Origin of the sequence: Aquabacterium sp. CECT 9606 (genome assembly GCF_918741295.1) — a bacterium.
GTDB lineage: Bacteria > Pseudomonadota > Gammaproteobacteria > Burkholderiales > Burkholderiaceae_C > Aquabacterium.
Genome location: NZ_CAKKNB010000002.1, coordinates 908007 through 934626 on the forward strand (window position 1 = coordinate 908007; position 26620 = coordinate 934626).

The following is a 26620-nucleotide window of genomic DNA, read 5'->3' on the forward strand; positions in this document are numbered from 1 at the left end:
CTGCGCCTGTCCATCCCTCCCAACGAACACATCACAGAGCATTTGATGAAAACACGCAAGTTCTTCATGCCAGTCGCGGGCGCGGTGCTGTTGGCCCTTGGCGGCTTCCAATTGCGCGCCATCCCCACCGCTGTGGCGGCCACGGTCGCGCGGGGCAGTTACACCAGCGCGCCCACCATCGCGTCGCAGCCGGTTTCGCAGTCGGTATCGGCAGGTGCCAGCGTCAGTTTCAGTGTCACAGCCTACGGCGCCGCCACTTTGAATTTCCAGTGGCGCAAGGATGGGGCCGACATCAGCGGCGCCAACGCGTCCACGTTCAACATCGCCTCGGTGGCCGCGGGCAATGCCGGCAGCTACGACGTCGTGGTCACCAACAGCAAGGGCAGCGCGACCAGTTCGGCAGCCACGCTCTCAGTGGCCCAAACCTCGACTGGCACCATGACAGCCGACGTGGTGGCCGCCGCCCAGACCTTCTACAACGGGCTCAGCAGTTCCCAGCAGGCCACCGTTCAGAAGACCTGGAGCCTGGACACGGCCCGGACCTGGTCGAACCTGCCCGCCGCCTTGGTGGCACGCAACGGCATTGCCTGGAGCACGCTGAGCACCGCTCAAAAGACGGCCGCCCATGCCTTGATCACGGCAGCCTTGGGCTCGAAAGGTGACACCCTGTTCACCGGCATGCAGATGGCGGACAACTACCTCAACAGCATCGGCGGCGGCAGCAGCTATGGCGAGGGCCAGTACTACATCACCTTCCTGGGCGCGCCTTCCACCAGTGCCTTTTGGATGCTCCAGGTGACGGGCCACCACCTGACCTACAACCTGGCTTTCAATGGCAGCCACAAGTCCGCCACGCCCATGTTCCTGGGCGTGGAGCCCAAGGCCTCGTTCACCTATGGCGGCAGCACCTACGACCCGATGGCAGCGCAGCGCGTGGCCATGGCCAACCTGGGCACGGTGCTGACCGGCTACTCAACGGCCAAGCTGTCGGGCACCTACAGCGACCTGGTGTTCGGGGCCAACGGCGCGGGCAATATCGATGGCACTTGCCCGCGCGCGTACTCAAGCAAGTCTGGCCAAGGCATCCCTTATGCCAATTTGTCCTCGACCCACCAGGCACTCGTCCAGGAGCTCATCAAAGCGTACGTGAACACGCAGGCGGCCGACATGGCCAGCGACTTGCTCTCGGCCTACTTGAGCGACACGGCGCTGGCGTCCACCTATGTGGCGTATGCCGGCAGTGGCACCGTCACCACCAAGGGCGACTACTTCCGCATTGACGGCCCGCGCCTGTGGATCGAGTTCTCGGTGCAAAGCGGTGTGATCGTCAAAAACGACATCCACTACCACACCGTCTGGCGCGACAAGGTCGCCGAGTACGGCGGTCTGTGCGGCCAAAGCTGAGCACTGACGCCTTCGATTTCCCACATTGCATCTGGAGTCCACCATGCACATCGCAAAAGCTTCGTTGACCCTGGCCCTGGCCCTGGGTATGACCCTCGCCCAGGCCCAATTGGCTGGCGGCACGCCGCCCGACGGCAGCCCGCCTACGGATGGGGGCTCGCCTCCGGGCGATGCCACGAGCGCCACGGGCACCTTGACCGATTCGTCCGTCACCATCGGCTACTTCTACAACGACCTGACGACGGCCTTGGCCAGCAGCACCGTCACGGTGGGTGCCGCCGTGGAAGTGAGTTGCCCGGACGCATTGGAGTTGTGCGCCAGCACCAATGCCAGCGGCAATGGCCTGCTCGATGGCGAGTACATCGACGTTGGCTCGACCAGCATCTCAGGCCAGTTCCTGGCACCGTTCACTGCCGTGTCCGGTGATACCTTCAATGGCCTGGTGGTCAGCGGCCTCAACTTCGGCGAAGGCTACGTGCTCACCGGGTTCACGCTGACCACCAACATCAGTGGCCTGGACGCGAGCGCTGTCAGCTTCACCACCAGTTCGCTGTCGATGAATTGGCTCGGGCTCGACCCCTCTGTGACCACCGATGGCACGGCCGTGGGCACCTTCTCGCTGGCGCTTCAAGTGAGCGCGGTGCCGGAGCCTTCTTCCGCGCTGCTGACCTTGTTGGGGCTGTCGTTCCTGACGGCGCTTCACCTGCGCCGCAAGGGCAGTCAGCCTTGAGCGATGGCGAGCCCCACGATGCCATCCGCCGTCGATCAAGGCCATGCGTCCATGCCCAGGGTGCGGCCCCTTGGGTGGGCGGTGTTTTGGCTGGCATTGGTTCTGGCGCTGGTCGGGCGGCCGGCGCAGGCCCATCCCACGCCGGAGTCCCGGGTCTGGATCGACACGACCCATGAAGGCTTGCGGCTGACGCTGCTGATGCCATTGAACCGATTGGAGTTCGCCTTCAAGTCAGACCTCACGGTCGAGCCTGAGCAGGTGATGCGGCGCCATGGCCAGGCGCTCGCCAAGTATGTCCTGGCGCACGTGTCGGTGCGCAGCGGCGACCAACCATGGGCCCTGGAACAGCCTCGGCTTCGGGTCATCGGCCACGATGCCAGCGCCGACCTGGAAGCGGTGCTGGAGCTGAGGGCACCCAGCGGGGCCAATCCCCGCCAAGGTCTCTTGCGCTACGACGCCGTCACGCATGAGGTCATGACGCACAGCGTCAAGGTCTACTTGCGCAGCGACTGGGCGGGGGGCAGGGTGGCGCAGGTCCCACGCCCGCTGGCCGAGCTGGACTCGACCCATGTGCAGATGCCCTTCGACCTGCCGGCGTCCAGCAGTCCCATGAAGGCGCTGGCGGGCTTGGTGGAAGACGGGGTGATGCACATTGTCCAAGGCACCGACCACCTCCTGTTCTTGCTGACCTTGTTGTTGGTGAGCCCCTTGGTGGCCTCGGGCGGCCGCTGGACCGGCGCGCGCCCTGCACGTGCGACCCTGCGCCACACGGCGGCGGTGGTCACGGCCTTCACGGTTGGCCACACGGTGGCCTTGGTGCTGGGCAGCAGCGGCTGGGTTCAGCTGCCTTCTGCCCTGGTGGAACTGGCCGTTGCTGCCACCATCGCCATATCGGCACTGCACGTCCTCAAGCCCATGTTCAAGCGTGGCGATGTGGTCATGGCCCTGGTTTTCGGGCTGGTGCATGGCCAAGCCTTCTCGGCCAGCCTGAACGGCGCAGGTTTGCGCTGGCAGCAACATGCGCTGGCCCTGCTGGCCTTCAACCTGGGCATCGAACTGGTGCAGTTGGCCATGGTGCTGGTGTTGACACCGCTGCTCTGGTGGGTTCAATCCCGCCACCCGCGTGTCGGTGCCCGCTTGCGGCAGGCCATGGGCTTGCTGGTCTTCGGTGCGGCGCTGTGGTGGGCGCACGAACGTTGGCCTGGGGCTTGAGACCAGAGGCCGAGGCACAGCGGGAATCGCATTGCCTGATTCTCAATCAGCCCCTTCGGTGTTGCCTCTGCAGTGATTTCCAATCCAAGCGGCAGGGGTTTGCCCTGTCCAGCGCCGGAATGCCCTGTAGAAGGCCGGCAAGCTTGCAAAGCCAGTGGCACCCGCGACCTGCTGGACGCTGTGTTCGCCTGACGCCAGCAAGGTGCAGGCTTTGGTTTTCTGGCACTGCGCCAGTACCGTCAAGTAACTCGTCCCGAGGGCGGCCAACTGGCGGCGTAAAGTGCGGTCGGTCATGCGAAGCAGTGCGGCCATCTTTGCGCTATCGGGTGGCTGGGACAGGTTTTGCAAAAGCATGGTTTCGACCTGGCCGATCAGGCCGCGCCTTATTTTGAGTTCAGCCAGAGCCACATGCGCGCGCGCCAGCGCTTCGCTGTACTGCACCGGATCAGCCATGGGCATGGGATAGGCCATGACATGGCGGTCCAAGACAATCTCATTGAACGGTGCATCGAACTGCGGGATTCGACCAAGATACTGAGGATAGAGATGCGCATGCGGGGGTGGCGGAAATGCGAGGCGGATGCTCGCAATCCCCTGCCATTGATAGTCCGCCAACCGAATCAACTGGACAAGGCCCCGCATCAAAAAATCCACCCGACATACCATGCCCCAAGGGCTGACATGATTGGGCATGAGCCGGATCGCCAACCGGGAATCGTCAGCGTCGGTGACCGACAGCTCGCAAGTCTCCTGGCTCAACGCGGAGAAAGTCAGCAGGTTCCCAAGCGCTTGACCGAGGTTTGGTGCATGCGCGACCAACATGAGGAAAAGGCCATGGCGAGCCACTGCTGGTGACGATGCCATCAGCAAGCCCAACTCGGTCCGCCCCGTGATGTGAAGCGCGGCTTGGTACATCTCGTCGAGCAAGGTTGAGGACACCCAATCATCAGGGGCTGCGCCGAAGGTTCGTTCCTGAAGACGCGGAAGGTCCTTCAGCTGAATCCCTATGGCAGCCAGCATGGTCTCGGTCACCAACAGAGTTTGTCTTGAGATGCGAGTGACGCGCATGGTTGGGCATGGCCTGGGGTGCTGCTTGATGAGGCTCAGTTTAGAGACCCGTATAAAGGATGGCCAGAAGGTCGAAGGGGCTCAATCCCACTTGCAAGAAGCCCAGCCCTGCGTACTGGTGGTACTTCTGAATCAGCCCATGCTCCACATAAAAGGCGATGGCGTTGTGCGACTCATAGGCCTTGCCAGTGGGCCGAATTCTGTACTTGTTGGGCAATACCCAGGCGTTCATGAAAGTGCCCCTTTCGATCACCTCTACCACCACGATGTTTTCCTGCTCTGCCATCGACTGAACCTCCCAACGGAAATCAGGAAACGCCACGCCAAAGCTGGCCCACATCTGTGCCCACTTGTCCACCGGCATGGGCTCCCATTGCTTGGTCAGATTCGAGTAGCGCACAAAGTCCGGGGCGACCAATTGTCGAGCTGCATTGACATCGTTTCGGTTGTACGCCTCGATATACGCATTGACCACGGCGCGGGGGCTTTGTTGCGCGTGGGACGCCCCCATGCACATGGTCAGTATCAGAACTGCTTGGAACATGAGTCTTGAAATGGGGATCATGGAATTCCTTTCGGCGATGTCGGGTTGATTCACTGGCCTTCGAAAGTATTCGGGCGCGCAACGGTTATGTCATTACCCTCGCCGGACATTGCTTCTCGGGGCCGGCAAGTTCAAGGGTTTCCGCTCAGACATGACAAGACGAACTTTGGCGAGGCAGCGCTTCAACGCCAGTGGCCGCTGAAAAGCAAAAACTCACCGGCACTCGTGCGGTGGCCTCTTGAAACCTGGCCCCGTGTCCCTATAATAGGTTTAGCACTCGTTAGGCTTGAGTGCTAACAACCTGCAAGGTTGCCCATTCGAGCCGTTGCAATGTGAGTAATCACTCACGCTGCAGCCCAATGTCAAAAACCGTTGTCTGATCAGACTGGAGATAAGATGAAACTTCGTCCTTTGCACGATCGCGTGATCGTCAAGCGCCTGGAACAAGAAACCAAGACCAATTCCGGCATCATCATTCCTGACAACGCCGCTGAAAAGCCTGACCAAGGCGAAGTCCTGGCCGTGGGCCCTGGCAAGCGCAGCGACAAGGGCGACTTCGTCACCCTGAACGTCAAGGTCGGTGACCGCGTTCTGTTTGGCAAGTACAGCGGCCAGACCGTCAAGGTCGATGGCGACGAACTGCTCGTGATGCGCGAAGAAGACCTCTTCGCCGTGGTCGAGAAGTAATCCTTCTTCTCCCGCACATCCCCCTCATTTATCAAGTATTTCCGGAGAATTCCAAATGGCAGCTAAAGACGTCGTTTTCGGCGGTGAAGCCCGCGCCCGCATGGTCGAAGGCGTGAACATCCTGGCCAACGCGGTCAAGGTGACCCTGGGCCCCAAGGGCCGCAACGTGGTGCTTGAGCGCTCGTTCGGCGCCCCCACCGTGACCAAGGACGGTGTGTCCGTGGCCAAGGAAATCGAGCTGAAAGACAAGCTCCAGAACATGGGCGCCCAGCTCGTCAAGGAAGTGGCCTCGAAGACTTCCGACAACGCTGGTGACGGCACCACCACCGCCACCGTGCTGGCCCAAGCCATCGTGCGCGAAGGCATGAAGTACGTGGCCGCCGGCATGAACCCGATGGACCTCAAGCGCGGCATCGACAAGGCCGTGACGGCCCTGGTTGCCGAGCTGAAGAAGCAATCCAAGCCCACCACCACGTCCAAAGAGATCGCCCAGGTCGGCACCATCTCGGCCAACTCCGACGCTGACGTCGGCGAGATCATCGCCAGCGCGATGGACAAGGTCGGCAAGGAAGGCGTGATCACTGTTGAAGACGGCAAGAGCCTGGCCAACGAGCTGGACGTCGTCGAAGGCATGCAGTTCGACCGCGGCTACCTGTCGCCTTACTTCATCAACAACCCTGAGAAGCAAGCCGCCCTGTTGGACAACCCTTTCGTGCTGCTGTACGACAAGAAGATCTCCAACATCCGTGACCTGCTGCCCACGCTGGAGCAAGTCGCCAAGGCTGGCCGCCCTCTGTTGATCGTCGCTGAAGAAGTTGACGGCGAAGCACTGGCCACCCTGGTGGTCAACACCATCCGCGGCATCCTGAAGGTTGTGGCTGTGAAGGCTCCTGGCTTCGGCGACCGCCGCAAGGCCATGCTGGAAGACATCGCCATCCTGACGGGCGGCAAGGTCATCGCTGAAGAAGTCGGCATGTCTCTGGACAAGGTCACTTTGGCCGACCTGGGCCAAGCCAAGCGCATCGAAGTGGGCAAGGAAAACACGATCATCATCGATGGCGCTGGCGAAGCTGCCGACATCGAAGCCCGTGTCAAGCAAGTGCGCATCCAGATCGAAGAAGCGACCAGCGACTACGACCGTGAAAAGCTGCAAGAGCGCGTGGCCAAGCTGGCCGGCGGTGTTGCCGTGATCAAGGTTGGCGCTGCCACCGAAGTCGAAATGAAGGAAAAGAAGGCCCGCGTTGAAGACGCCCTGCACGCCACGCGCGCTGCGGTGGAAGAAGGCATCGTGGCCGGTGGCGGCGTGGCTCTGCTGCGTGCCAAGCAAGCTGCTGGCGAGATCAAAGGCGACAACGCCGATCAAGACGCTGGCATCAAGCTGATCCTGCGTGCCATCGAAGAGCCCCTGCGCATCATCGTGACCAACGCCGGCGACGAAGCCAGCGTGGTGGTGAATGCTGTGTTGGGTGGCAAGGGCAACTACGGCTACAACGCTGCCAACGGCACCTACGGCGACATGATCGAAATGGGCATCCTGGATCCCACGAAGGTCACGCGCACGGCCCTGCAAAACGCTGCCTCCGTGGCCGCGCTGTTGCTGACGACCGAGTGCATGGTTGCCGACTCCCCCAAGGATGAAGCGCCTGCTGGCGGCGGCCACGACATGGGTGGCATGGGCGGCATGGGCATGGGCATGTAAATGCCAGCCTGAGCTGTTTGACAAGCTCACGTCAGTCAAAAAGGGCCGCAGCGATGCGGCCCTTTTTTTTCATGGGGTGGGCAATACAGTTGTTTATTCGAGCACCGTTAACCGTTTGAGACAATTCCCACCGGAACAGGCGGTTTGCCCCGGCGCCTGCTGCGGCGACACTCCCGCGGATCAGCGATGTTGCTGTTCTTCCAACGATCACACGGGATTGACCAATGAAAAAATTGATGTCTGTTGCTGCCTTTGCAGCCATGACGATGTTCGCCGGCGCCGCTTCGGCCCAAGCTTATGTGGGTGGCACGGTGGGCTTCAGCAACTTCAGCGTTGACTGCCCTGGCGGCACGAGTTGTGACACTCAAGACACCGCGCTCAAGATTTACGGTGGCTTCACCGTGGCGCCCCACGTTGCGATCGAATTGGCTTACATCAACTTTGGCAGCACGACCAGCCGCACCAACGTTGGCTCGCTCAACTGGTACACCGTAGACACCTCGGCTTTGATCGTCAATGGCGCTTATCGCTGGGATTTCTCTCCCAAGTGGGCTGGCGTTGCACGTCTGGGTCTGGCCAGCGTTAGTTCTGATTTGAGCGGTATCGCTGGCAGCGACTCCGACAGTGCCATCAACCTGTACGCTGGCATCGGCATCGAATACGCCGTGGCCAAGAACGTCAAGATCGTTGGTGCGATCGACCTGACGTCGTTTGAAGTGGGTGGCAGCGATGGTTCGCTGAACTCCGTCAGCGGCGGCGTGCAATTCTCGTTCTGAGTCTGCGCTGACCCTGGTCCGACACCCTGCACAATCGCTGCATGAAGCAGCGTTGTGCAAAACAGATACTCACAGGGTGTTGGATGCTGGCCTGGCTGGTGCCGCTGACGTGCGGTGCCCAGCCTGGCGGCCCACCTGATCATCCCACTGAAGAAACCCGCCCCCGCATTGGCCTGGTGCTGTCGGGCGGCGGTGCGCGTGGCTTGGCCCATGTGGGCGTCCTCAAGGTGCTGGAGCGCGAGCGCATCCCCGTCGATGTGATCGCGGGCACGTCCATGGGCGCCATCGTGGGCGGGCTGTATGCCAGCGGCCTGTCTGCCGAGCAGATCGAGGCCGAGGTGTTGCGCCTGGATTGGGGCAATGTGTTCGCCAGCCGGGTCGACCGGCGCGAGCTGTCGCAACGCCGCAAGGAGCAAGACTTCGAGGTCTCGCCGCTGCTTGAGGTGGGCATTGATGCCACGGGGCTCAAGGCGCCTTTGGGGCCTGTGTCAAGCCGGGGCCTGGAGTCGCACCTGCGCCGCATGACCTTGCCCTCGCGGCAGTTCACCGATTTTGACCAACTGCCCACGCCCTTCCGCGCGGTGGCCACCGACATGGAAACCGGCAAGCCCGTCATCCTGGGCAGTGGCGACCTGGCCACGGTGTTGCGCTCCAGCATGTCGGTGCCGGGCGTGTTCGCCCCCGTCGAGGTCGATGGCCGCATCCTGGGCGATGGCGGCCTGGTCAACAACACACCGGTCGATGTGGCCCGCGACATGGGCGCTCAGCGCCTCATCGTGGTCAACATCGGCACGCCCCTGTCCAAACGCGACACGCTCAACTCCTTCACGGGCGTGACGGCGCAGATGATCAACATCCTGACCGAGCAGAACGTGCAGCGCAGCCTGCAAAGCCTCAAGCCCGATGATGTGCTGATCGCGCCCACGCTGGACAACCTGAGCGCCGCCGACTTTGAGCGCGGCGCCGAGTTCGTGGCCTTGGGCCAATGGCAGGCCGAAGCGCTGGTTTTGCGCATGCAGGACCTCAAGCTCAGCGAGGCCGACTACGCGCGCTGGAAGGCCCGCCGCCAGCAAAAGATCACGCCTGCGGCACCCTTGAGCTTCGTGCGCTTTGAGGGCAGCAAGCAGACCAAGCCCGAGAGCCGTGACGACATCCTGGAAAGCCGGGCTGGTGACACCTTCGACATCGCCAAGGCCGAGCGCGATGCCACGCGGCTGGCGGCCACGGGCGACTATCTGCGGGCCGACTACCGGCTGGTGCGCACGCCAGAAGGCGCCGAAGGGCTGGTGTTTGACCTGGAAGACAAGCCCTGGGGGCCCAATTACCTGCAGATCGGCCTGGACTTCAGTGCCGACAGCCGGGGCCGAAGCCTGTTCAACCTGAAGCTGGTGCACAACCGCCATTGGCTGGACGAGCACGGCAGTGAGTGGCGCAACTTCTTGAAGGTTGGCACATCACCCGCCCTGGGCACCGAGTGGTACCGCCCCATGGACTGGAAGCTGCCCGATGGCCTGCGCGGCTTTGTGTCGGCATCCGCGTCGCTGCAAGGCCGGCGCCTGCGTCTGCACGATGACCCCGAGGGGCCACTGACGGCAGAGCTGGAACGCAGGCGGCGCAGCGTGGGCCTGGACATCGGCACCACCTGGCGCGAGCTGGGCGAATTCCGACTCGGCTGGGTGGACGAGGTCTACCGCGACGACCCCGAAATCGTCCGCAGCACCTACGCTGGCCCGACCACGCCCGTGCGTTGGACCGAGCGGGGCTGGCACCTCAGCGCCGTATTCGACCAGTTGGACCACGCTTTCTTTCCCACCCACGGCTGGCGGGTGGAGGGCAACTGGATGCAGGGTCGCAGCTTTGGCAGTGGGGCGGCTGTCAGCGGCGACGTGAGCCACTTTGAAGCGCAGGCGCAGGGCGCATGGTCATGGGGGCGGCATACCGCGAGCGTCTATGGCCGCCTGGGCCTGTCGGATGGTGCTGATCAGGCCACGCCGCGCTACGGTTTGGGGGGCTTTCAGCAACTGTCGGGCTACGAGCCCTTCCAGGTCAGCGGATCGCAAATCGGGCTTTTGCGCCTGGGTTACCAGCAGCGTGTGGCCAACCTGTACCTGACCCGTGGCCTGGTGGTAGGCACCAGTGTCGAGCTGGGCAATGCATGGGACCGCCCGGCCGATCTGGGGGCAGGGCGCCTGCGCAAGGGCATGAGCCTGTACCTGGGTGCCGACACCGCCTTCGGGCCGGTGTACAGCGCCGTGAATTACAGCCCAGGCGTTGGGCCGACCTTGATGATCTTCGTGGGTCGACCCTGAGTCCGGGCCGCGTCAGACGCGGCTGAGGGCCGGGCCGGCGGTGGCGCGCAAGTGGTCCATCAGGTGGCCCGTGATTTTATTCAAGGGCAGCACCTCTTGCACGGCACCGGCCGCGATGGCCTCGCGTGGCATGCCAAAGACCACGCAGCTGGCCTCATCCTGGGCCACGCAATACGCGCCCGCATCGCGCATCTCGCGCATGGCCGTGGCGCCATCGGCGCCCATGCCGGTCAACATGATGCCCACTGCGTTGGGCCCCACCACGCGGGCGGCCGATTTGAACAGCACTTCCACGCTGGGCTTGTGGCGGTTGACGGGATCGCCGTCCTGCACGCGGGCCAGGTAGTTGGCGCCCGAGCGTTCCACGCTCAAATGCATGCCGCCCGGTGCGATGTAGGCGTGGCCGGGCAGGATGCGTTCGCCATCCACGGCCTCTTTCACGCTGATCTTGCACAAGCCATCCAGGCGCGCGGCGTAATTGCGTGTGAAGCCCGGTGGCATGTGCTGGGTGATGACCACGGCGGGCGAATCGGCCGGCAGCGTGATCAGCACCTCTTTGGTGGCTTCGGTGCCGCCCGTGGAGGCGCCAATGAAAATGATCTTTTCGGTCGACAGGCGGCCCAGGCTGGCCGACACTGGCCGGGCCACGGCCTTGGGGTCGTGCGCTTGGGCGGTCCCTGGGGCGCCACCTGCGGCCGGCGCATGAAGGCGGTTGATGCGCGCCTTGGAGGCGATCCGGATCTTGTCGGTGATGTCGTCCTGCAATTGGCGCAAGCCATCGGCCACGCCGATTTTGGGCTTGGCCACGAAGTCGATGGCGCCCAGCTCCAAAGCCTTGAGGGTGACCTCGGCGCCGCGCTCTGTCAGCGTCGACACCATCACCACGGGCATGGGCCGCAAGCGCATCAGCTTGGCCAGGAAGTCGATGCCATCCATGCGGGGCATCTCCACATCCAGCGTGATCACATCGGGGTTGAGGTTGCGGATCATCTCGCGCGCCACCAGAGGATCTGCTGCCGCGCCGATGCACTCCATGTCGGGCTGGCGGTTGATGATCTCTGTCAACAGGCTGCGAACCAGGGCCGAGTCGTCGACCACCACCACACGTGTTTTTGGCATTGTTGTGCTCTCAGCTCAGAAAAGATCGATCGAACCACCAGCTGCTGCAGGGACAGCTGCTTTCTGGGCGGCCAGGCGTTCCTGGGCCACGATGGCATCGGGGTTGCTCGCGGCCAAGCGCTTGACCATGGCCTTGCCGCTTTGCGGAAAGAAGCAGACCTTGCGCGGGTAGATGTCCATCACGTCTTTCGAGACGATGGGGATGCGTTCGGTCTTGAGGTAGTCCATCACGAAGTTGGTGTTGCGCTCACCCACGTTCAGGCTGCTCATGCCGCTGATCACCGCGCCGCCGCCAAACACCTTGGCCTCCAGCGTCATGCGCGAGGCGCCCATTTTCAGCATCTCGTTGATCAGCAGTTCCATGGCGAAGGAGCCGTAACGCCCCGAGTCGCTGGCGCCACCGCCGTTGTCGGGCAGCATGAAGTGGTTCATGCCGCCGATGCGGGCATTGCGGTCCCACAGGCAGGTGGCGATGCACGAGCCCAGCGTGGTCATGATGATGATGTCCTCGTCGTACACGAAGTACTCGCCGGGCAGGATCTTGACGGCCTCGTTCTGGAAGTGCGCATCGTAAAAAAAGAAGGAAGCCTCGCCCAGTTTGGGGCTGCGCGCCTTGAGGGCGCTCAGGCGATCCTTGCGGACGGCGGCGGCACCCAGACCGGCCGCGAAGCCGGGAGGCGGGGTGCCGGAGCGCAGAGCGCTGGCTGGAGTCGTGCTCATCATGGTGAATCCATCAAACCTTGTCGTAGACCGTCTTGCCCCGCAAGAGGAAGAGGTCGCGCGATTCGGTGAAATTTTCCGAGTGACCCACGAACAATTTGCCTTTGGGTTTCATGACCCGGTGGATGCGCTCAAGCACCTTGCGCTGGGTCGGCGCGTCAAAATAAATCATCACATTGCGGCAGAACACGATGTCGAAGGGTTCCCCCAGCTGCCACTGTTCCTGCATCAGGTTGAAAGGCTTGAACTCGACCATGGCCGCCAGCTCCGGCTTGACGCGGATCTGGCCTGCGTTGGTCGCCTTGCCCTTCAGGAAGTGCTGGCGCAGGCGTTGCGGGCTCAGGCCGCGTGCACCAGCGTCGTAGGCGCCGCGCGAAGCGGTGGTCAGCACATTGGTGTCGATGTCGCTGGCGATGATTTTCACGGGGGCGTGCAGGCCCACCGTCTCGGCCACGGTCATGGCCAGGGAGTAGGGCTCCTCGCCGGTCGACGAGGCACAGCACCAGATGCGGGTGGGCTGCGGCCCACGGGCGCTGAGCCATTCGGCCAGCACCTGGAAATGGTGTTCTTCGCGGAAAAACGAGGTGAGGTTGGTCGTGAGGCAGTTCACGAACTCCTGCCACTCTTGCTGAGCGGACGTGCCGGAGGCACTTTCGAGCCACTGCAGGTACTGCTCGAAAGAGTTGTAGCCCGTGTCGCGCAGGCGGCGCGACAGGCGGCTGTACACCATGGCCTGCTTTCCGTCATGCAGGCTGATGCCGGCGCGCTGGTAGATCAGCGAACGCACACGGGAGAAATCTTTCGCATTGAAAGAAAACTCGCGGTCAGTGACCAAACCCATGGAATCCGACATTGAGGCACTCATTGCAAGTTACGTGAACCGTTTGGCGACCCGCAGGAGTCCCCGACTTGATATCGGCCAAGCGGACGCAGGCTTGAGGCTGGGGCCGGGTAACAACGTCCAAGCCGTGAAGTTGGGCTGGGAAACCGTGTCTCATTGGCCCATCGGCCCAAGGCGTCCTGATAGACTGCTCCATGGATCTCTTAGCAGGCATGGAGCCGCCCATCATTTCCAACTTCGCCCCTTTAGTCGCCCTGGAAGACTCGTTTTGCTCGGGCATGAGGCTGGAGCCTGCGTTGAGCCTGCTGGCCCAGGCCGGCTGGGGCCTGCCCGAAGGTCTGCCGCTGGGCTCGCAGCCTTGGCTGCAGTCGGTCATTGATGGCTTGTGCGAGATTTCCAGCCGCGATGCGCTCACGGGCCTGTCCAACCGGCGCTTGTTCGAGGCCGCCATCGGCCGCGAGGTCGACCGTGTCGCCCGCATTGGCGAACCCGCCTTGCTGCTCTTGGTCGACATCGACCATTTCAAGAAGGTGAACGACACCCACGGTCATGCGGCTGGCGATGTGGTCATCCAGTCGGTGGCCGCTTCTCTGCAAGATTGCGTGCGCCCGATGGACACCGTGGCCCGCATCGGCGGCGAAGAATTCGCCATCATCCTGCCCAATTGCCCGCCCGCTTTCGGCCAGACCGTGGCCGAGCGCGTGCGCCACAAAGTGGCCACATCGCCCGTGGTGGTGGTTGGTGGACACGAGCTGTCGATCACGATCAGCATCGGGGGCGCCTTCGCACCTCAGTGGGTGCGCTCATCGGCCACGCTGTGGTGCGAGCGTGCCGACCAGCAGCTCTACCGCGCCAAGACCGAAGGGCGCAACCGCACCTGCCTCGACATGCCACCGCTCACGGTCGTCAGCGCCGAAGAGAAAAGTTTGTTATTTGCCGGATTTGCGCAATCCGGCTTCATCGACGACTCAGGTCCCATCGACTTTGTGCCGAAACCACGGAATGACGGTCACCATGTCCAGCCCCACTTCCAACCCTGAAACGTCCAGGCCGGTCGCCACGCCGCGCCTGGCCCGCACCCTGGCGGTCACCAGCGGCAAAGGCGGCGTCGGCAAAACCTTCGTCAGCGCCAACCTGGCCGCCGCATTGGCCCGCCAAGGCTTGCGCGTGCTGGTGCTGGACGCCGACCTGGGCTTGGCCAACCTGGACGTGGTGCTGAACCTGTACCCCAAGATCACGCTGCACGATGTGTTCACCGGCAAGGCCCAACTGGAAGAAGCCATCCTGCCCGCGCCCGGCGGCTTCTCGGTGCTGCTGGCCGGCTCCGGCCTGGTTGAATACTCCCGCCTGACACCCGAAGTGCGCGACCAGTTGCAGCACATCATCGAGACGGTGTCGCCGCGCTTTGACGTGCTGATCATCGACACTGGCGCGGGCATCTCTGATGTGGTGCTGTATGCCGTGTCCCTGGCCCACGAGATCATCGTGGTCGCCACGCCCGAACCCACCTCCATGACCGATGCCTACGCCACCATCAAGGTGCTGTCGTCGCAGCAGTCGCGCGAGAATCTGCACCTGGTGGTCAACCAGGTCAGCCGTGCCGGTGAAGGCCGCGCCATCTGCACCCAATTGCAGACGGTGGTGGACCGCTTTGTGCAAGGCGCCAATGGTGTGGTGCCCAAGCTCAACTTCCTGGGCGAGGTGCCGTCCGACCCGGCTGTGCGCCAGGCCATCCAGAAGCGCCAGTTGCTGATGGAATTGATGCCCGGCAGCCCTGCCGCCCAAGGCATTGTCCAAATCGCCACCAAGCTCACACCCCGGTGACTGCTGAAGCCCCGACCCCCTACGAAGTGATGGGCGGCGATGCCAAGGTGCGCGCCCTCGTTGACCGCTTCTATGACCTGATGGACCTGGAACCAGCCTACAAAGAGCTGCGCCAGGCCCACGGCAGTACCCTGGCCGGTGCCCGCGACAAGCTGTACTGGTTTCTGAGCGGTTGGCTGGGCGGCCCCGATCTGTACGTCGAGCAGTTCGGCCACCCGCGCCTGCGTGCCCGGCACCTGCCTTTTTCCATCGGCATCCTGGAGCGCGACCAGTGGCTGGCGTGCATGTTCCAGGCCATGAAAGAGGTCGAGGTCGACCCGGTCTTGGCCGAGCGTCTGGAGAAATCCTTTTTCCAGACGGCCGATTGGATGGTAAACCGCGGTTCGCTGTGAAGAAGATCTGGTAGATCGCATTCCGTGAGGATCGTGGAAGTTCAGGCATTTGATGGATATCAAATCAGCGCCTGGTGGTCGGCCTAGCATGCGCTGACTAACCGCAACACCAGGAGGCCGCCATGACAGTGAATTCAACATCTTTTGTGCATCGGGTCTGCCTTCTGATCTGGTCCGCACTGGGTGCCATGGGTTTTCTCGCCAATGCCGCGGCAACGCCGGTCTGCAAAGCCCCAGCCAACCTGATCCCAAATCCTGGCTTTGAGCACGGTCCGGCCGCAGTTGGCGGTAACCCAGACCACTGGTATTTCGAATCCTGGTCGGGCACAGGCGTGGGCACCTGGGATAGCACCACGGCGCACCAAGGTCGGCGCAGCGTGCGCATCGATGCGGGCAACCCTGACGATGCCAACTGGCTTCAGTCTGTGATTGCACCGGTCAATACGCCGGTATTCTTGAGTGGTTGGATCCGCTCGCACCAAGTCAAGCGCGTGGATCCAAGCAGCCCCGGCGCGACCATTTCATCGCTCGGGCGTTGGGACCAACCACCACCAACACTGGGCACAACGCCATGGCATCAGGTGGGGATGACGTTCATCTCGGACACAAGCCCTTTGTTGATTGCTCCGAGATTGGGTTTTTGGGGTGGGCTGGCCACCGGCACGGCGTGGTATGACGATCTTTCGCTGGTTCCGAGATTGGCCGACACGCCTCATCCTCGCTGGAAAATCCTGGTGCTCATATACCCCCAGACGGACTTCAGCTTCACGGATGCCAAAGGCATCAATCGGCATGTGACAGGTCAGACATCGCCGGCAGAACTCGACGAGACTGAAGCCCAGGCCAAGCTATTTGTTGAAAAGGATATTCCCGCACTGAGCAGCGGCAACATGCTGCCTTCTGTCACTGTCCGTCGGGCATCGCAGCCCCTGAGGTCTTTATCGCGCGTTCTTGATGGATGGTGGCCGGCGCAAGGTGATGTGACGATGGATCTGGATCCTTCTTTCGACTCGGTCATTGTCATTTGGGAGCCGCGGGTCCGGGATCAGGCCACAGGAGAATCGCTTTGGATTGGTGCAGCTGCCGGGCTCACGCCTGATCGAGGCCTGGGGCAGACCTATGTGACCATGAGCGTCGAGTATGCCGGTGTCAACGGGCATCGCAATGTCTACAAGCACGAATGGGGGCATTCCATCCTGTCTTACTTTCAAGCATTGCAAGTCACATCCATGCCATCCGTCAACAACCATGCTGAGCCAGGCCAGTATGTGAACTGCCGCGGGAAACCGCCTTATGTTTGGGAAGACGAGACCAATGCCGCCCCCATCCCCAATTCCATCTACAGCAATTCTGCCGGGTTCACGCATGACTATTACTCTGGTTCAGTCGCGCTGGCCTCGGACCCTGATCGCTGCTTGGGGATAGGTCCGGCAGCTTGGGCCTGGGGTGGTCCGGCCACCCATTCCGGCAGCCAACCTGTGTTCACTGTTCTGAAGCGCATTGAGGCCATCGTCGACCAAGTCGATGGGTTCAAAAATGCGGGCATGCTGGACCATCGATCGGCCCGTGCTCTGAGCGGTGAGTTGTTGGCTAGCAGGGCTGCTCTGAGTTGGTGGCACTCACCCAATTTGGCTCGGACGGGTTTGAAGATCTTCATCAAACACGTCCAGGCTTTGGTCAAAGGCCGGCATATGAATGCCGAGGCAGGCGAGTTGCTGCAGGAATCGGCCAACTCCGCCCTTGCTTGTGCCAACCAGGGCCTGTCAACACCACGGGAGGAGAAGCCGTCGAGGATGTTGGCCAAGTAGAGCGCCCCGCTGTGCGCGGTGATCTGCGGAAAAGCGCTGGGTCGGCTGTTCAGGCCAAGGGGGGGAGTTCCTCGAAGGCGGCGATGGCGCTGGCTGCATACATCAAAGAGGGCCCCCCGCCCATGTAGGTGGTAACGCCCAGCGTCTCGTCGATCTCTTCTCGGGTCGCCCCCAGTTTAACCAGCGTCGGGGCACCTCGTGGGATTGCCGTTGGTGCCAAGGCGCTTGGTAAGTGCATTGGAGGAACGACTTTGCATCAGACTTTCTCGGTGAGCCCAGGCTGAGGGACTGCCCAGACCGTCCTCACGCCGGTTTGACTTGGCGCAAGCCGTCGGGATGGCGAGTCATGCACAGTGGCGTCATGGTGGTGTTGCTGCGTCTGGGCTTGACCCTGGCCGCCTATGCGCAATTGATGGTCTCTGTCGGGTGCTTCACCTCGTCCGGCCCGTGGCGCGATCCATGCAGCCAGCCTGAATGACCAGGACAGGGCTCCTTCATGAATCAGATCTGTGCAGACCAGCCGACAGGCGACAAAATCTTCGCCATCAAAGGCCTGAGCAGAACCTACGGTGAAGGGGCTGCGCAGGTCAAAGCATTGACCGATGTGGACCTCACCATATTCCGGGGTGAATTCATTGTGCTGCTTGGTCCTTCAGGCAGCGGAAAGTCGACGCTCCTCAACATACTTGGTGGACTCGACGTGCCAACGCGGGGCGAAGTCTGGTTTGGTGGCCATGACCTGAGTCGGGCGAGCGAGGATGAGCTGACGGCTTACCGCAGGCGCCACATTGGCTTTGTCTTCCAGTTCTACAACCTGATCCCGAGCCTGACGGTGCGGGAGAACGTTGCGCTGGTGACGGACATCGTGGAAGACCCCATGCCTGTTGATGAGGCGGTCGATCGTGTGGGCCTGGCCCCCAGGCGTGACCACTTTCCCTCTCAGTTGTCCGGAGGTGAGCAGCAGCGGGTCGCGATCGCACGGGCCATCGTCAAACGGCCGGATGTTCTCTTGTGCGACGAGCCCACGGGGGCGCTGGACTATCAGACAGGCAAGCTTGTTCTGGAGGTCCTGGAGCACGTCAACCGTGCATTCGGCACCACGTCCATCGTCATCACCCACAACGCGGCCATTGCCAAGATGGCCGATCGCGTGGTCTACCTGGGAGACGGGCGCGTCCAGCGAATCGAGACCAACGCGCACAAGGTCTCACCATCGGAGTTGACATGGTGAGCCATTCTCGCTTTCGCTTCACTGGGGGATCACCGTGAAGGCGCTGGACCGCAAGCTGCTGCGCGATTTGCGCCGCATGTGGGCGCAGGGCATCACGATCGCCCTGGTGGTGGCCAGCGGCATCGCGGGTTTCGTGACCAGCCTGTCGGCGGTCGATTCGCTGGCGCTGGCACGGGATCGCTTTTACGCGGAGGGGCGGTTCGCCGATGTTTTCGCCAGTGTGAAGCGTGCGCCCCGCGCGGTCGAGGAATCGCTTCGCGAGGTGCAAGGGGTTGCCGACGTTCAGACCACGCTGGAGGAAATCGTGCGGGTGGAATTGCCACTGGTGAGTGATCCGGTCATCGGTCAGATGATCGGCATAGACCTGCGCAATCCCCAGCGCATGAACCGCATCACGGTGACCCATGGCAGGGCATTAGCCCATCATGGAGCGCAGGCGCATGGCGACATCGAGGTGCTTGTGTCCCAAGGCTTCGCCCAGGCACGCCGCCTTGAGCCTGGCGACGAGTTCTTTGCCACGCTCAATGGCCGGCGAAGAAGATTGGTGGTGGTGGGCCATGCCGTGTCGCCCGAGTTCATCTTCGCAGGCCTGTGGGGGATGCCGGATGTGCGCGGCTATGGCATCTTCTGGATGGACCAGGACATCCTTTCGGGCGCCTACGGCATGGATGGGGCATTCACGCGCGTGGCGCTCAAGCTGGCACCAGGGGCGTCGTTGCCGGTGGCCACCGAGGCGGCGAGGCGGGTACTGGCGCCCTACGGTGCCCGGGAGGTCATCGGGCGGGTCAATCAGACCTCGCACGCCATGCTGGACAACGAGATCAAGGAACAGCGTGTCCTGGGCACGGTGCTGCCAATCATCTTCCTGGGCGTGGCCGCCTTTCTGTTCAATGTGGTGGTCTCGCGCCTGGTGGCCACGCAACGTGAGCAGATTGCCGCGTTGAAGGCGCTTGGCTATGGCGATGCGGCGATCGCCTTGCACTATCTCAAGCTGGTGCTGCTCATCGTTGTGGCGGGGCTCGTTCTTGGCCTGGGCGTGGGAGACCGGCTGGGCGAGGCCTTCACCCACCTTTACTCAGAGCTCTTTCATTTCGCCCGTTTCGAGCACCGACTGGCGCCGTCGCTGGTCATGATCAGCGTGGTGGTGGCCGTGGTGACCGCCGTCGCGGGGGCGATGAACGCCGTCCTGTCCATCGTCAGGCTGGCGCCGGCCGAAGCCATGCGGCCACCTGCGCCGGGTCACTACCGTCGCACCTTGATGGAGACGATCGGCCTGCGCGGGATGCCGCCATCGGTGAAGATGATCGTTCGCAACATGGAACGCCGCCCGTGGCGGACGGCACTTTCCGTGGGTGGCGTGGCGGTGGCCGTGGCCATCATCGTGATGGGAAACTTCCTGCGTGACGCGATCGCTCACGTGGTGGATGCTCAGTTCACCTTGAGCCTGCGAGGGGACGTGACGGTCTGGTCTGCCGATCCGCTGGACGACTCGGTGCGGCTTGAGCTGGCAAGGTTGCCTGGTGTCAGGTCGGTGGAATCCACCCGTTTCGTGTCGGTCAACTTCGTCAATGGACATCGTCGTGAACGCGGAATGATCCGCGGCTACGCGGCCAGGCCGGAACTCTACCGCGTCATCGACATGGACCTGCGCCAGACTCTTCTGGAGGGCCGGGGGCTGGTGCTGACGGACAGGCTGGCGGAAAAACTCGGGCTGAGGGTCGGGGACCCGGTCCAGGTGGAGGTGATCGAGGGCCGCGCCGGCACAGTGGTGCTGCCTGTCGGCGCGACGGTGCGCGAGATGATGGGCTTGAACGCCTACATGGACCGCGATGCCCTCAACCGGCTGCTGGGGGAAGGCAACATCGGCACGGGGTATGTCCTGTCGATCGAACCCGGCCGGGAGGCCGAGGTGCTGGAGGCGAGCAAGGCGCTGCCCCGCGTGGCCGGAGCCTGGAGCAAGGGCACGATGCTGCGCAACATGGAAGAGATCAGTGCCCGGAACGTGCGCATCATGAGCAGCGTTCTCACCGTCTTCGCGAGTGTGATCGCCGTGGGCGTGGTCTACAACAACGCGCGCATCGCCTTGTCCGAACGGGCCTGGGAGATGGCCAGCCTGAGGGTCCTCGGCTTCACGCGGGGCGAAGTGGCGGCCTTGCTGCTCGGCGAGCTGGCCATTGTCACGGCCCTGGCGTTGCCTCTGGGCATGGGCCTCGGGTGGGGACTCACCCAACTGGTGACACGGCTGCTGAGGTCGGACCAGTTCCAGTTTCCGGTGGTGATTTCGCCGGCGACCTACGCCTGGTCGTGTCTGTGCGTGCTGGTGGCCGGCGCGGTGAGCGCATGGGTCGTGCGGCGGCGAATCGACAGGCTGGACATGGTGTCCGCCTTGAAGACGAGGGATTGAGTCATGAAAACGAAGACCTGGGCATATGGCGCCTTGGTGGTGGCGCTGGTGGGCGGTGCATTGGTTTGGGCATTTGCGCCCAGGCCGGTCGAAGTGGAGGTCGACACGGTGAAGGTCGGGCCTTTCGAAGCCAGCATAGAAGAGGACGCCCGGACAAGGCTGCGCGACCGCTACACGGTCTCGGCCCCCGTGGCAGGTCGGCTTGCCCGCATCCCGCTGAAGGAAGGCGACCATGTCCACATCGGCGACACCTTGGCGATACTCAGCCCCGGACTGCCCGCCATGCTGGACGACCGCACCCGGGCCGAACACAGGGCAAGGCTGGATGCCGCACAAGCCCAGGTTCAGCGCGCGAAGGCTCGCATCGCGCTGGCGATCGTGTCGACCAGGAAGGCGGATGACGAAGTGCTCCGCAGCGAGCAACTTGGCATGCAAGGCTTCATACCGCCAGCCAAGTTGAACACCGACCGACTGGCCGCCCAGGCGGCGCAGGAGGACCGCAGAACGGCGGAATTGGATCTGCAGGTTGCGCAGCACGAAGCGGAACAGGCGCGCGCGGCGCTCATGAGGGTGCGGGAGGCGGAAGCGGCCGGTGGCAGCAGGCCCTTCATCGTGCGGGCACCGATTGAGGGCCGGGTTCTCAAGGTGATCCAGTCGAGTGAAGCCATGGTGTCGCTTGGCACACCGCTGCTGGAAGTGGGCGATACCCGATCACTGGAGATCGTTGCCGAATGCCTCACCACCGATGCCATCCGCCTGCGGCCTGGTGGCCTTGTCCACATTGACCGTTGGGGCGGTGAAGGTGTGCTGCAGGGCCGAGTGAGGCTGGTGGAGCCATCGGCCTTCACCAAGGTGTCGGCGCTGGGCGTGGAGGAGCAGCGCGTGCGCGTGCTGATTGATCTGAGCGGACCGGATGCTCGGTGGCAGGGCCTGGGCGACGGCTTCAGGGTGAGCGTGAGGCTGGTGACGGTGGCCTTGGACAGGGCGATCAAGGTGCCTCTGGCCGCGGTGTTTCCCATGCCCGGCGATCAGGGTGACATGGCGGTCTTCGTCAAGGATGGCGGCCGGGCGCGGCTGACGCGGGTCAAGATTGGCGACGGCAATGGCCGCGAGGCATTGGTCAAAGGCGGTTTGCCTGCAGGCGCCACCGTGATCGTCTACCCACCGGCAACGGTGCGAGATGGTGGGCGTGTGGTGGCGCGTCGGGTTTAAAGGCGCGGCGCGGGCGGGGCTTCGCCATGGCCAGCCCGCAAGTGACTTTGAGCTGACATTGATCAAGTCCGATGGCCTCTGCCCGGCAAAAAATGGCGCCTTATCAGTGACCAATGGCTTGTGCCGAACGGAACTTGAAGATGGATCTGCCCACCCAAAATCATTTGACAACCTTGCGCAGTCTCTTGACCTACCGCCTGCATGAATTGGAGTCGGATATCAATGCAGCGCAGGTTCATGACACGGCCGTCTCCGTTGAGCCAAGCGAGGTGCGGGATCGTCAAGATGAAGCCGTGCGCGCCCAGACTGGCGAAATCGACGAGGCGCAAGAGCGGCGCGACATGGAGGAGATCGGCTTGGTCAAAGCCGCCTTGCATCGCCTGGATACCGGCACGTATGGCGGTTGCCTGGACTGCGGGGCGGATATCGGGCTTCAACGTTTGCTGGTGCAACCGGCTGCTTCTCGATGCGCAGCATGCCAGGCTGCACGCGAGCAATCAAAGTAGCTTCAGACGGGCTGGAAGGAGCCGACATGTCGAGTGCAAAGATAGCCGCTGTCACGGGCGGCATGGGTGGCTTGGGAGAGGCCATCTGTCGTCGTCTGGCGGACGATGGTTTCAAAGTGGTAGCACTGCATTCACCCGCCAACGATCGTGTGACGGCATGGCTTGAACGCCAGGTGGCAGATGGTTATGGCTTTGGGTCGGTGGAAGTGGATGTGAAGCATTTCCAGTCTTGCCAGGACGCGGTGGCGAAGATCCGTGCGGATCATGGACCAGTGTCCGTGTTGGTCAACAACGCTGGCATCACGAGCGATGCGTCGTTCAGAAAGATGGGCCCTGAGGTTTGGGACACCGTCTTGCGCACCAACCTCGATTCGGTGTTCAACATGACCAAGCAGGTGATCGAAGACATGATCACGCTGGGTTGGGGTCGGGTGATCAACATCTCGTCGGTGAATGGTCAGCGAGGCGCCTTTGGTCAGGCGAACTATGCGGCGTCGAAGGCGGGAATCCATGGCTTCACAAAGACACTTGCGTTGGAGTTCGCCAAAAAGAACATCACGGTGAACACCGTGTCGCCGGGCTACTTGCGCACAAACATGGTTGCGAAAGTTCCTGAACAAGTGATGAACGAGCGCATCCTGCCCGAGATTCCAGTGGGGCGCCTGGGGCAGCCGGCCGAAGTCGCTCAGCTGGTCTCCTATCTGGCGTCCGATGGCGCGGCGTTCGTGACTGGTGCAAATCTGGCGATCAACGGCGGGCAACACATGTACTGACCTGTGGGCATGTCACGCAAACCAAGGAGCTTTGCAATGCCATGTCATCTTTCCGAACAGGCGGTGTGCAGAGATGTTCTGCTTCGCCGGTATACGCAGGCCGGAGAGTTCTGCGTGGATCATGTTCTAGGCCGGGTGGCCAGCGCACTGAGTGCGCTGGAGGCGCCTGATCAGCGCACGCGCTGGCATGACAGGTTTCTCTGGGCATTGCGCCGCGGGCTGGTGCCGGCAGGGCGAATCCTGGCGGGTGCGGGGGCAGTTCCTCATGCCATGCTCATCAACTGCTTCGTTCTGCCGATCAAGGAGCCGTCGGGCTTGGGAGCCACGATGGCCGATGCCTTGACCACCTTGCGCATGGGCGGCGGAGTCGGGTACGACTTCTCCGGGCTGGCGCCATCCGCTTCTTTGTTGAAGGCCATGCGCGAGCTGGACGACGCCTGTGGCACATTGAGCCGTGGCCGGGTTCGACCGGGGGCACAAATGGGCGTGCTGCGTTGCGATCACCCCGACATCCTGTCGTTCGTCCATGCCAAGGACGCGGCGGAATTGCCGACATTCAATCTCTCGGTGGCGGTCTCCGATGCCTTCATGCGGGCTGTTGAGGCGGATGCTTGCATCGAGTTGTTGCACGCATCAGAACCCAGGGGAGGCAGGCAGGACTTTCCAAGTGAAAGTGGCCTGTGGGCCGATCGCATTGTGCGCGCTCGTGTGTTGTGGCAGGCCATCATGGAGTCGTCCTATGACCATGGGGAACCTGGTTTGCTGTTCATTGATCGCATCAATGAAGACAACAATCTTTCTTTTTGTGAGCAGATCAGTGCCACCAACCCCTGCGCCGAACAGCCTTTGCCGCCCTATGGGGCTTGCTGCCTCGCCTCCCTTGACCTGACCCGGTTGGTGCTTGATCCGTTCCAGCCCGATGCCCGTTTCAACCAGTCTGGCATGGCGGAACTGGTCAAAGTGGCGGTTCGCTTGCTGGACAACGTCCTGGACCTGACCGACTGGCCCTTGAACGCTCAAATGGCGGAGGCACGGCTCAAGAGGCGCATCGGTCTTGGCATCACAGGGCTGGGTGATGCGCTGGTGATGCTGGGACTGCGTTACGACACCGCGCAGGCGCGCCAAGAGGTTGCTCGGTGGATGAGAACAATGAGAGACACCGCCTATACAGCATCTTCGAATCTGGCCGCCGAGCGTGGTGCCTTCCCGCTGTTTCAAGCCGACGAATTTCTGAGGGCCCCTCACTTCTCGTCCCGATTGCCAAACGACATTCAGGATGCCGTGCGTCATCACGGCCTGCGTCATTCCCATTTGCTGGCTGTGGCACCGGCTGGGTCGATCAGCCTTGCCATGTGCGACAACGTGAGCAGTGGCATTGAGCCTGTGTTTGCCTGGCAGATGCAGCGCAACGTGCGAGGTGACGATGGAAGTACGCACCTCTTGACGGTGGAGGATCATGCCTGGCGCCTTTACCGGCGGGTCAAAGGGATTGAAGCGGCGTTACCACCCGCTTTCGTGACGGCCCACGAAGTGGCGCCAGCTGACCACGTGGCCATGGTCGGTGCCATCGCGCCCTTCGTGGATGGGGGAATTTCCAAGACGGTCAATGTTCCCGAGGATCTACCCTTGTCGGAGTTTGAAAAGATCCATATGCAAGCCTGGAAATCCGGGCTGAAAAGTTTGACTGCCTACAGAACGAATTCCACTCTGCCCCCGACGTTGAGAGCCTTGCCAAATTGCCATCAAAAACTGTCATGCTGAATCAATGCAGGGAAATGTTTGAGATGGAGCTCAAACTCGCGGCTGCTGCCGTCCATAAAAACAGCCTGCTTCAGGCACTGGCATTGGACCTCGTGCCCAAGACTTCGCACCGGGCGTGCTACTTCGACACGGCGGCCAGGCAACTGGCCGCCAAGGGTTTGCTGCTGGCGTTGGTTTTCGAAGATGGCGCCTGGCGCCAGACCCTGAGCTTGTCTGATGGCTGGACGAGCAAAGCGCCCATCGATCTTGTGCTCCTTCAGGAGCACAACGGGAAGGATGTCCCCGCCGCAGACCTTGAAAGGCACCGGTCAAAGCTCGCCACTCACGCATTGAAAAGGGCCCTCCACTGGCGTGCAGGTGAGCCAGCGCCCACCTTGATCGAACAGTTTGTGGTGACGTGCGACCGCCGCATGCAAGACATGGAGGCCGGGCAGGGTCGCTTTCGGATCCTGGTGGACATGGGCATCATCCGTGCTCAGGGCACTGCATGGCCGTGGTGTGAAGTCGTCATGAAGCTGGATTCGAGCGATGGACTTGAGCACATGTTTGCGCTGGCCCGGCGCCTCGTGCATGACCACGGCATGTGCCTAGGCATGGCCGACCCGGCGATGAGAGGACTGAACCTCATCGGCTCATCAAGGTCGCCCATCGCTTCATTGGCCGACCCCGTCAGGTTGGATGTGGCTGGTGATACCCCTCAGCAGTTTCAAGCCATGGTCAGGAATGGCCTGGAGCACATCCTGCGCAACACACGCGAGTTCGCCAATCAGCAGTGTGAGGGGGAGCAGATTCACCAATTGCGAGTTGGGATCAGGCGGCTGCGGACTTTGCTGACGGAAGTCGGTTCTTCGTGCGACGGCGTGAATCCCGCTTGGCAGGTTTCTCTGGCAAGGGTCTTTCGCAAGCTTGGTGCTCAGCGGGATCAGGATCTGCTTGGCGAGCTTCAAAGGAAGATGCAGGAGGCAGGCGCGCCCGAGTGCTTGACCAGACCTGCCTTGCAGCCAACCGCATCGGTGTTGCGCGATGCCGTTCGCGCCCCGGATTTCCAAACCGTGCTGATTGACTTGCTGTTCTTCAGCGTCTGCCCATCAACCACGCCATCCGTGCAGGCCCAGCCTTTGCGCAAGTTGCTGAAGCGGCGCCTTGAAACACTGCACCGCAAGGTCTTGTCCGACGGGAAGCGCTTTGCATCGCTGCCCGAAGCTCGGCAGCATCGGGCTCGAAAGCGATTGAAGCGGTTGCGCTATCTGAGCGAGTTCGCCAGGCCGCTTTTCAAACGAGGCAAGGTCGATCGCTACCTCGAAGCCCTGCGCCCCGCACAAGATGCTCTGGGCGCATACAACGACCGCATCATGGGGTTGACCGCGTGGCGCAGGCTTGCGAAGACAGATGCGCATGCCTGGTTCGCCGTCGGCTGGCTTTCCGCCGGCCGGGATCAAGCAACGAAGGCGTGTCAGACGGCTCTCCACGAGATCGACAAGGTCCCCCGGTTCTGGTCTTGAGTTGATTCACATCAAGGCACGCGGCTGCGGATTTAAAACAATGAAAACACGGCAGCAAATCGCGTTGCCGATTGTGCAAAGCCCCAGCCGGGGTGACC

25 protein-coding genes and 1 pseudogene are annotated in these 26620 nt (G+C 62.4%); 19 read left to right on the forward strand and 7 right to left on the reverse strand.

The window, feature by feature from the left end; translation table 11 throughout:
• Positions 1–45: 45 nt before the first annotated feature.
• From LQ232_RS11895 to LQ232_RS11905, 3 genes are read left to right on the forward strand one after another with little or no spacing between them, the layout of a single operon-like run.
• Positions 46–1404 (forward strand): DUF3500 domain-containing protein, encoded by a 1359-nt coding sequence (locus LQ232_RS11895; RefSeq protein ID WP_230180528.1) that lies wholly within the window; start codon positions 46–48, stop codon positions 1402–1404.
• 43 nt (positions 1405–1447) lie between these two features.
• Entirely contained in the window at positions 1448–2134 is a 687-nt protein-coding gene (locus LQ232_RS11900; RefSeq protein ID WP_230180529.1) for a PEP-CTERM sorting domain-containing protein, read from the forward strand.
• 18 nt (positions 2135–2152) lie between these two features.
• Positions 2153–3346 (forward strand): HupE/UreJ family protein, encoded by a 1194-nt coding sequence (locus LQ232_RS11905; protein WP_230180530.1) that lies wholly within the window; start codon positions 2153–2155, stop codon positions 3344–3346.
• A gap of 42 nt (positions 3347–3388) precedes the next feature.
• Here LQ232_RS11905 and LQ232_RS11910 read toward each other — a convergent pair whose 3' ends face one another.
• Both LQ232_RS11910 and LQ232_RS11915 read right to left on the reverse strand, forming a co-directional pair.
• Positions 3389–4414 (reverse strand): AraC family transcriptional regulator, encoded by a 1026-nt coding sequence (locus tag LQ232_RS11910; RefSeq protein WP_230180531.1) that lies wholly within the window; start codon positions 4412–4414, stop codon positions 3389–3391.
• A 40-nt stretch (positions 4415–4454) separates the two neighbouring features.
• Positions 4455–5012 carry a nuclear transport factor 2 family protein gene (locus LQ232_RS11915; protein WP_230180532.1) on the reverse strand — a complete coding sequence of 186 codons (558 nt, stop codon included), beginning with the start codon at positions 5010–5012 and terminating at the stop codon, positions 4455–4457.
• Between the two features lie 342 nt (positions 5013–5354).
• Here LQ232_RS11915 and LQ232_RS11920 point away from each other — a divergent pair, with 342 nt between their 5' ends.
• Both LQ232_RS11920 and groL read left to right on the forward strand, forming a co-directional pair.
• Positions 5355–5645 carry a co-chaperone GroES gene (locus LQ232_RS11920; RefSeq protein ID WP_230180533.1) on the forward strand — a complete coding sequence of 97 codons (291 nt, stop codon included), beginning with the start codon at positions 5355–5357 and terminating at the stop codon, positions 5643–5645.
• Positions 5646–5700: 55 nt separating this feature from the next.
• Positions 5701–7344: a chaperonin GroEL gene (groL, locus tag LQ232_RS11925; protein WP_230180534.1), complete on the forward strand. Its 1644-nt coding sequence runs from the start codon at positions 5701–5703 to the stop codon at positions 7342–7344.
• A gap of 31 nt (positions 7345–7375) precedes the next feature.
• Here groL and LQ232_RS11930 read toward each other — a convergent pair whose 3' ends face one another.
• Positions 7376–7606: a hypothetical protein gene (locus tag LQ232_RS11930; protein ID WP_230180535.1), complete on the reverse strand. Its 231-nt coding sequence runs from the start codon at positions 7604–7606 to the stop codon at positions 7376–7378.
• Here LQ232_RS11930 and LQ232_RS11935 point away from each other — a divergent pair.
• Together LQ232_RS11935 and LQ232_RS11940 are read left to right on the forward strand one after the other, a co-directional pair.
• Positions 7605–8120 carry an outer membrane beta-barrel protein gene (locus LQ232_RS11935; RefSeq protein WP_230180536.1) on the forward strand — a complete coding sequence of 172 codons (516 nt, stop codon included), beginning with the start codon at positions 7605–7607 and terminating at the stop codon, positions 8118–8120. The two genes, LQ232_RS11930 and LQ232_RS11935, sit on opposite strands and share 2 nt — an antisense overlap.
• Before the next feature lie 83 nt (positions 8121–8203).
• Positions 8204–10429 carry a patatin-like phospholipase family protein gene (locus LQ232_RS11940; RefSeq protein WP_230180537.1) on the forward strand — a complete coding sequence of 742 codons (2226 nt, stop codon included), beginning with the start codon at positions 8204–8206 and terminating at the stop codon, positions 10427–10429.
• A gap of 12 nt (positions 10430–10441) precedes the next feature.
• On the opposite strand, the gene LQ232_RS11945 is transcribed toward LQ232_RS11940, so the two are convergent.
• The 3 genes from LQ232_RS11945 to LQ232_RS11955 are packed head-to-tail and all read right to left on the reverse strand — an operon-like array spanning position 10442 to position 13121.
• Positions 10442–11548, reverse strand: coding sequence for a chemotaxis response regulator protein-glutamate methylesterase (locus LQ232_RS11945; protein ID WP_230180538.1), 1107 nt, complete (start codon positions 11546–11548; stop codon positions 10442–10444).
• A 15-nt stretch (positions 11549–11563) separates the two neighbouring features.
• Positions 11564–12268, reverse strand: coding sequence for a chemoreceptor glutamine deamidase CheD (cheD, locus tag LQ232_RS11950; protein WP_230180539.1), 705 nt, complete (start codon positions 12266–12268; stop codon positions 11564–11566).
• A gap of 13 nt (positions 12269–12281) precedes the next feature.
• Positions 12282–13121, reverse strand: a complete 840-nt coding sequence (locus LQ232_RS11955; protein WP_230180540.1) for a CheR family methyltransferase — start codon at positions 13119–13121, stop codon at positions 12282–12284.
• A gap of 266 nt (positions 13122–13387) precedes the next feature.
• On the opposite strand from LQ232_RS11955, the gene LQ232_RS11960 reads away from it, so the two are divergent.
• The 4 genes from LQ232_RS11960 (at position 13388) to LQ232_RS11975 (ending at position 17133) form a co-directional block, all read left to right on the forward strand.
• The gene (locus tag LQ232_RS11960) at positions 13388–14149 is read left to right on the forward strand and encodes a GGDEF domain-containing protein (RefSeq protein WP_230180720.1); all 762 of its coding nucleotides are present in this window, start codon (positions 13388–13390) and stop codon (positions 14147–14149) included.
• Positions 14124–14933: a MinD/ParA family protein gene (locus LQ232_RS11965; RefSeq protein WP_230180541.1), complete on the forward strand. Its 810-nt coding sequence runs from the start codon at positions 14124–14126 to the stop codon at positions 14931–14933. The genes LQ232_RS11960 and LQ232_RS11965 overlap by 26 nt, the downstream gene beginning before the upstream one ends.
• Positions 14934–14962: 29 nt before the next feature.
• Positions 14963–15325 (forward strand): group II truncated hemoglobin, encoded by a 363-nt coding sequence (locus LQ232_RS11970; protein WP_230180721.1) that lies wholly within the window; start codon positions 14963–14965, stop codon positions 15323–15325.
• Positions 15326–15447: 122 nt separating this feature from the next.
• On the forward strand, positions 15448–17133 hold the full coding sequence (locus tag LQ232_RS11975; RefSeq protein ID WP_230180542.1) for a hypothetical protein: 1686 nt from the start codon (positions 15448–15450) through the stop codon (positions 17131–17133).
• A gap of 49 nt (positions 17134–17182) precedes the next feature.
• On the opposite strand, the pseudogene LQ232_RS11980 reads toward LQ232_RS11975, so the two are convergent.
• Positions 17183–17320, reverse strand: a pseudogene (locus tag LQ232_RS11980) (carboxymuconolactone decarboxylase family protein); the annotation flags it as partial.
• Between the two features lie 159 nt (positions 17321–17479).
• Here LQ232_RS11980 and LQ232_RS23535 point away from each other — a divergent pair.
• The 8 genes from LQ232_RS23535 (at position 17480) to LQ232_RS12015 (ending at position 26522) form a co-directional block, all read left to right on the forward strand.
• A complete protein-coding gene (locus LQ232_RS23535) occupies positions 17480–17611 on the forward strand; it encodes a hypothetical protein (protein ID WP_256450038.1) in 132 nt (43 codons plus the stop codon).
• Positions 17612–17629: 18 nt separating this feature from the next.
• Positions 17630–18364: an ABC transporter ATP-binding protein gene (locus tag LQ232_RS11985; protein ID WP_230180543.1), complete on the forward strand. Its 735-nt coding sequence runs from the start codon at positions 17630–17632 to the stop codon at positions 18362–18364.
• 34 nt (positions 18365–18398) lie between these two features.
• Complete coding sequence (locus LQ232_RS11990; RefSeq protein ID WP_230180544.1) at positions 18399–20768, forward strand: ABC transporter permease; 2370 nt, start codon at positions 18399–18401, stop codon at positions 20766–20768.
• 3 nt (positions 20769–20771) lie between these two features.
• A complete protein-coding gene (locus LQ232_RS11995; RefSeq protein WP_230180545.1) occupies positions 20772–21980 on the forward strand; it encodes an efflux RND transporter periplasmic adaptor subunit in 1209 nt (402 codons plus the stop codon).
• Between the two features lie 140 nt (positions 21981–22120).
• Positions 22121–22486 (forward strand): TraR/DksA family transcriptional regulator, encoded by a 366-nt coding sequence (locus LQ232_RS12000; RefSeq protein ID WP_230180546.1) that lies wholly within the window; start codon positions 22121–22123, stop codon positions 22484–22486.
• Positions 22487–22512: 26 nt separating this feature from the next.
• Entirely contained in the window at positions 22513–23259 is a 747-nt protein-coding gene (gene phbB / locus LQ232_RS12005) for an acetoacetyl-CoA reductase (protein WP_230180547.1), read from the forward strand.
• A gap of 36 nt (positions 23260–23295) precedes the next feature.
• Positions 23296–25020, forward strand: a complete 1725-nt coding sequence (locus LQ232_RS12010) for an adenosylcobalamin-dependent ribonucleoside-diphosphate reductase (protein ID WP_230180548.1) — start codon at positions 23296–23298, stop codon at positions 25018–25020.
• Positions 25021–25178: 158 nt separating this feature from the next.
• A complete protein-coding gene (locus tag LQ232_RS12015; protein ID WP_230180549.1) occupies positions 25179–26522 on the forward strand; it encodes a CHAD domain-containing protein in 1344 nt (447 codons plus the stop codon).
• Positions 26523–26620: the final 98 nt, after the last annotated feature.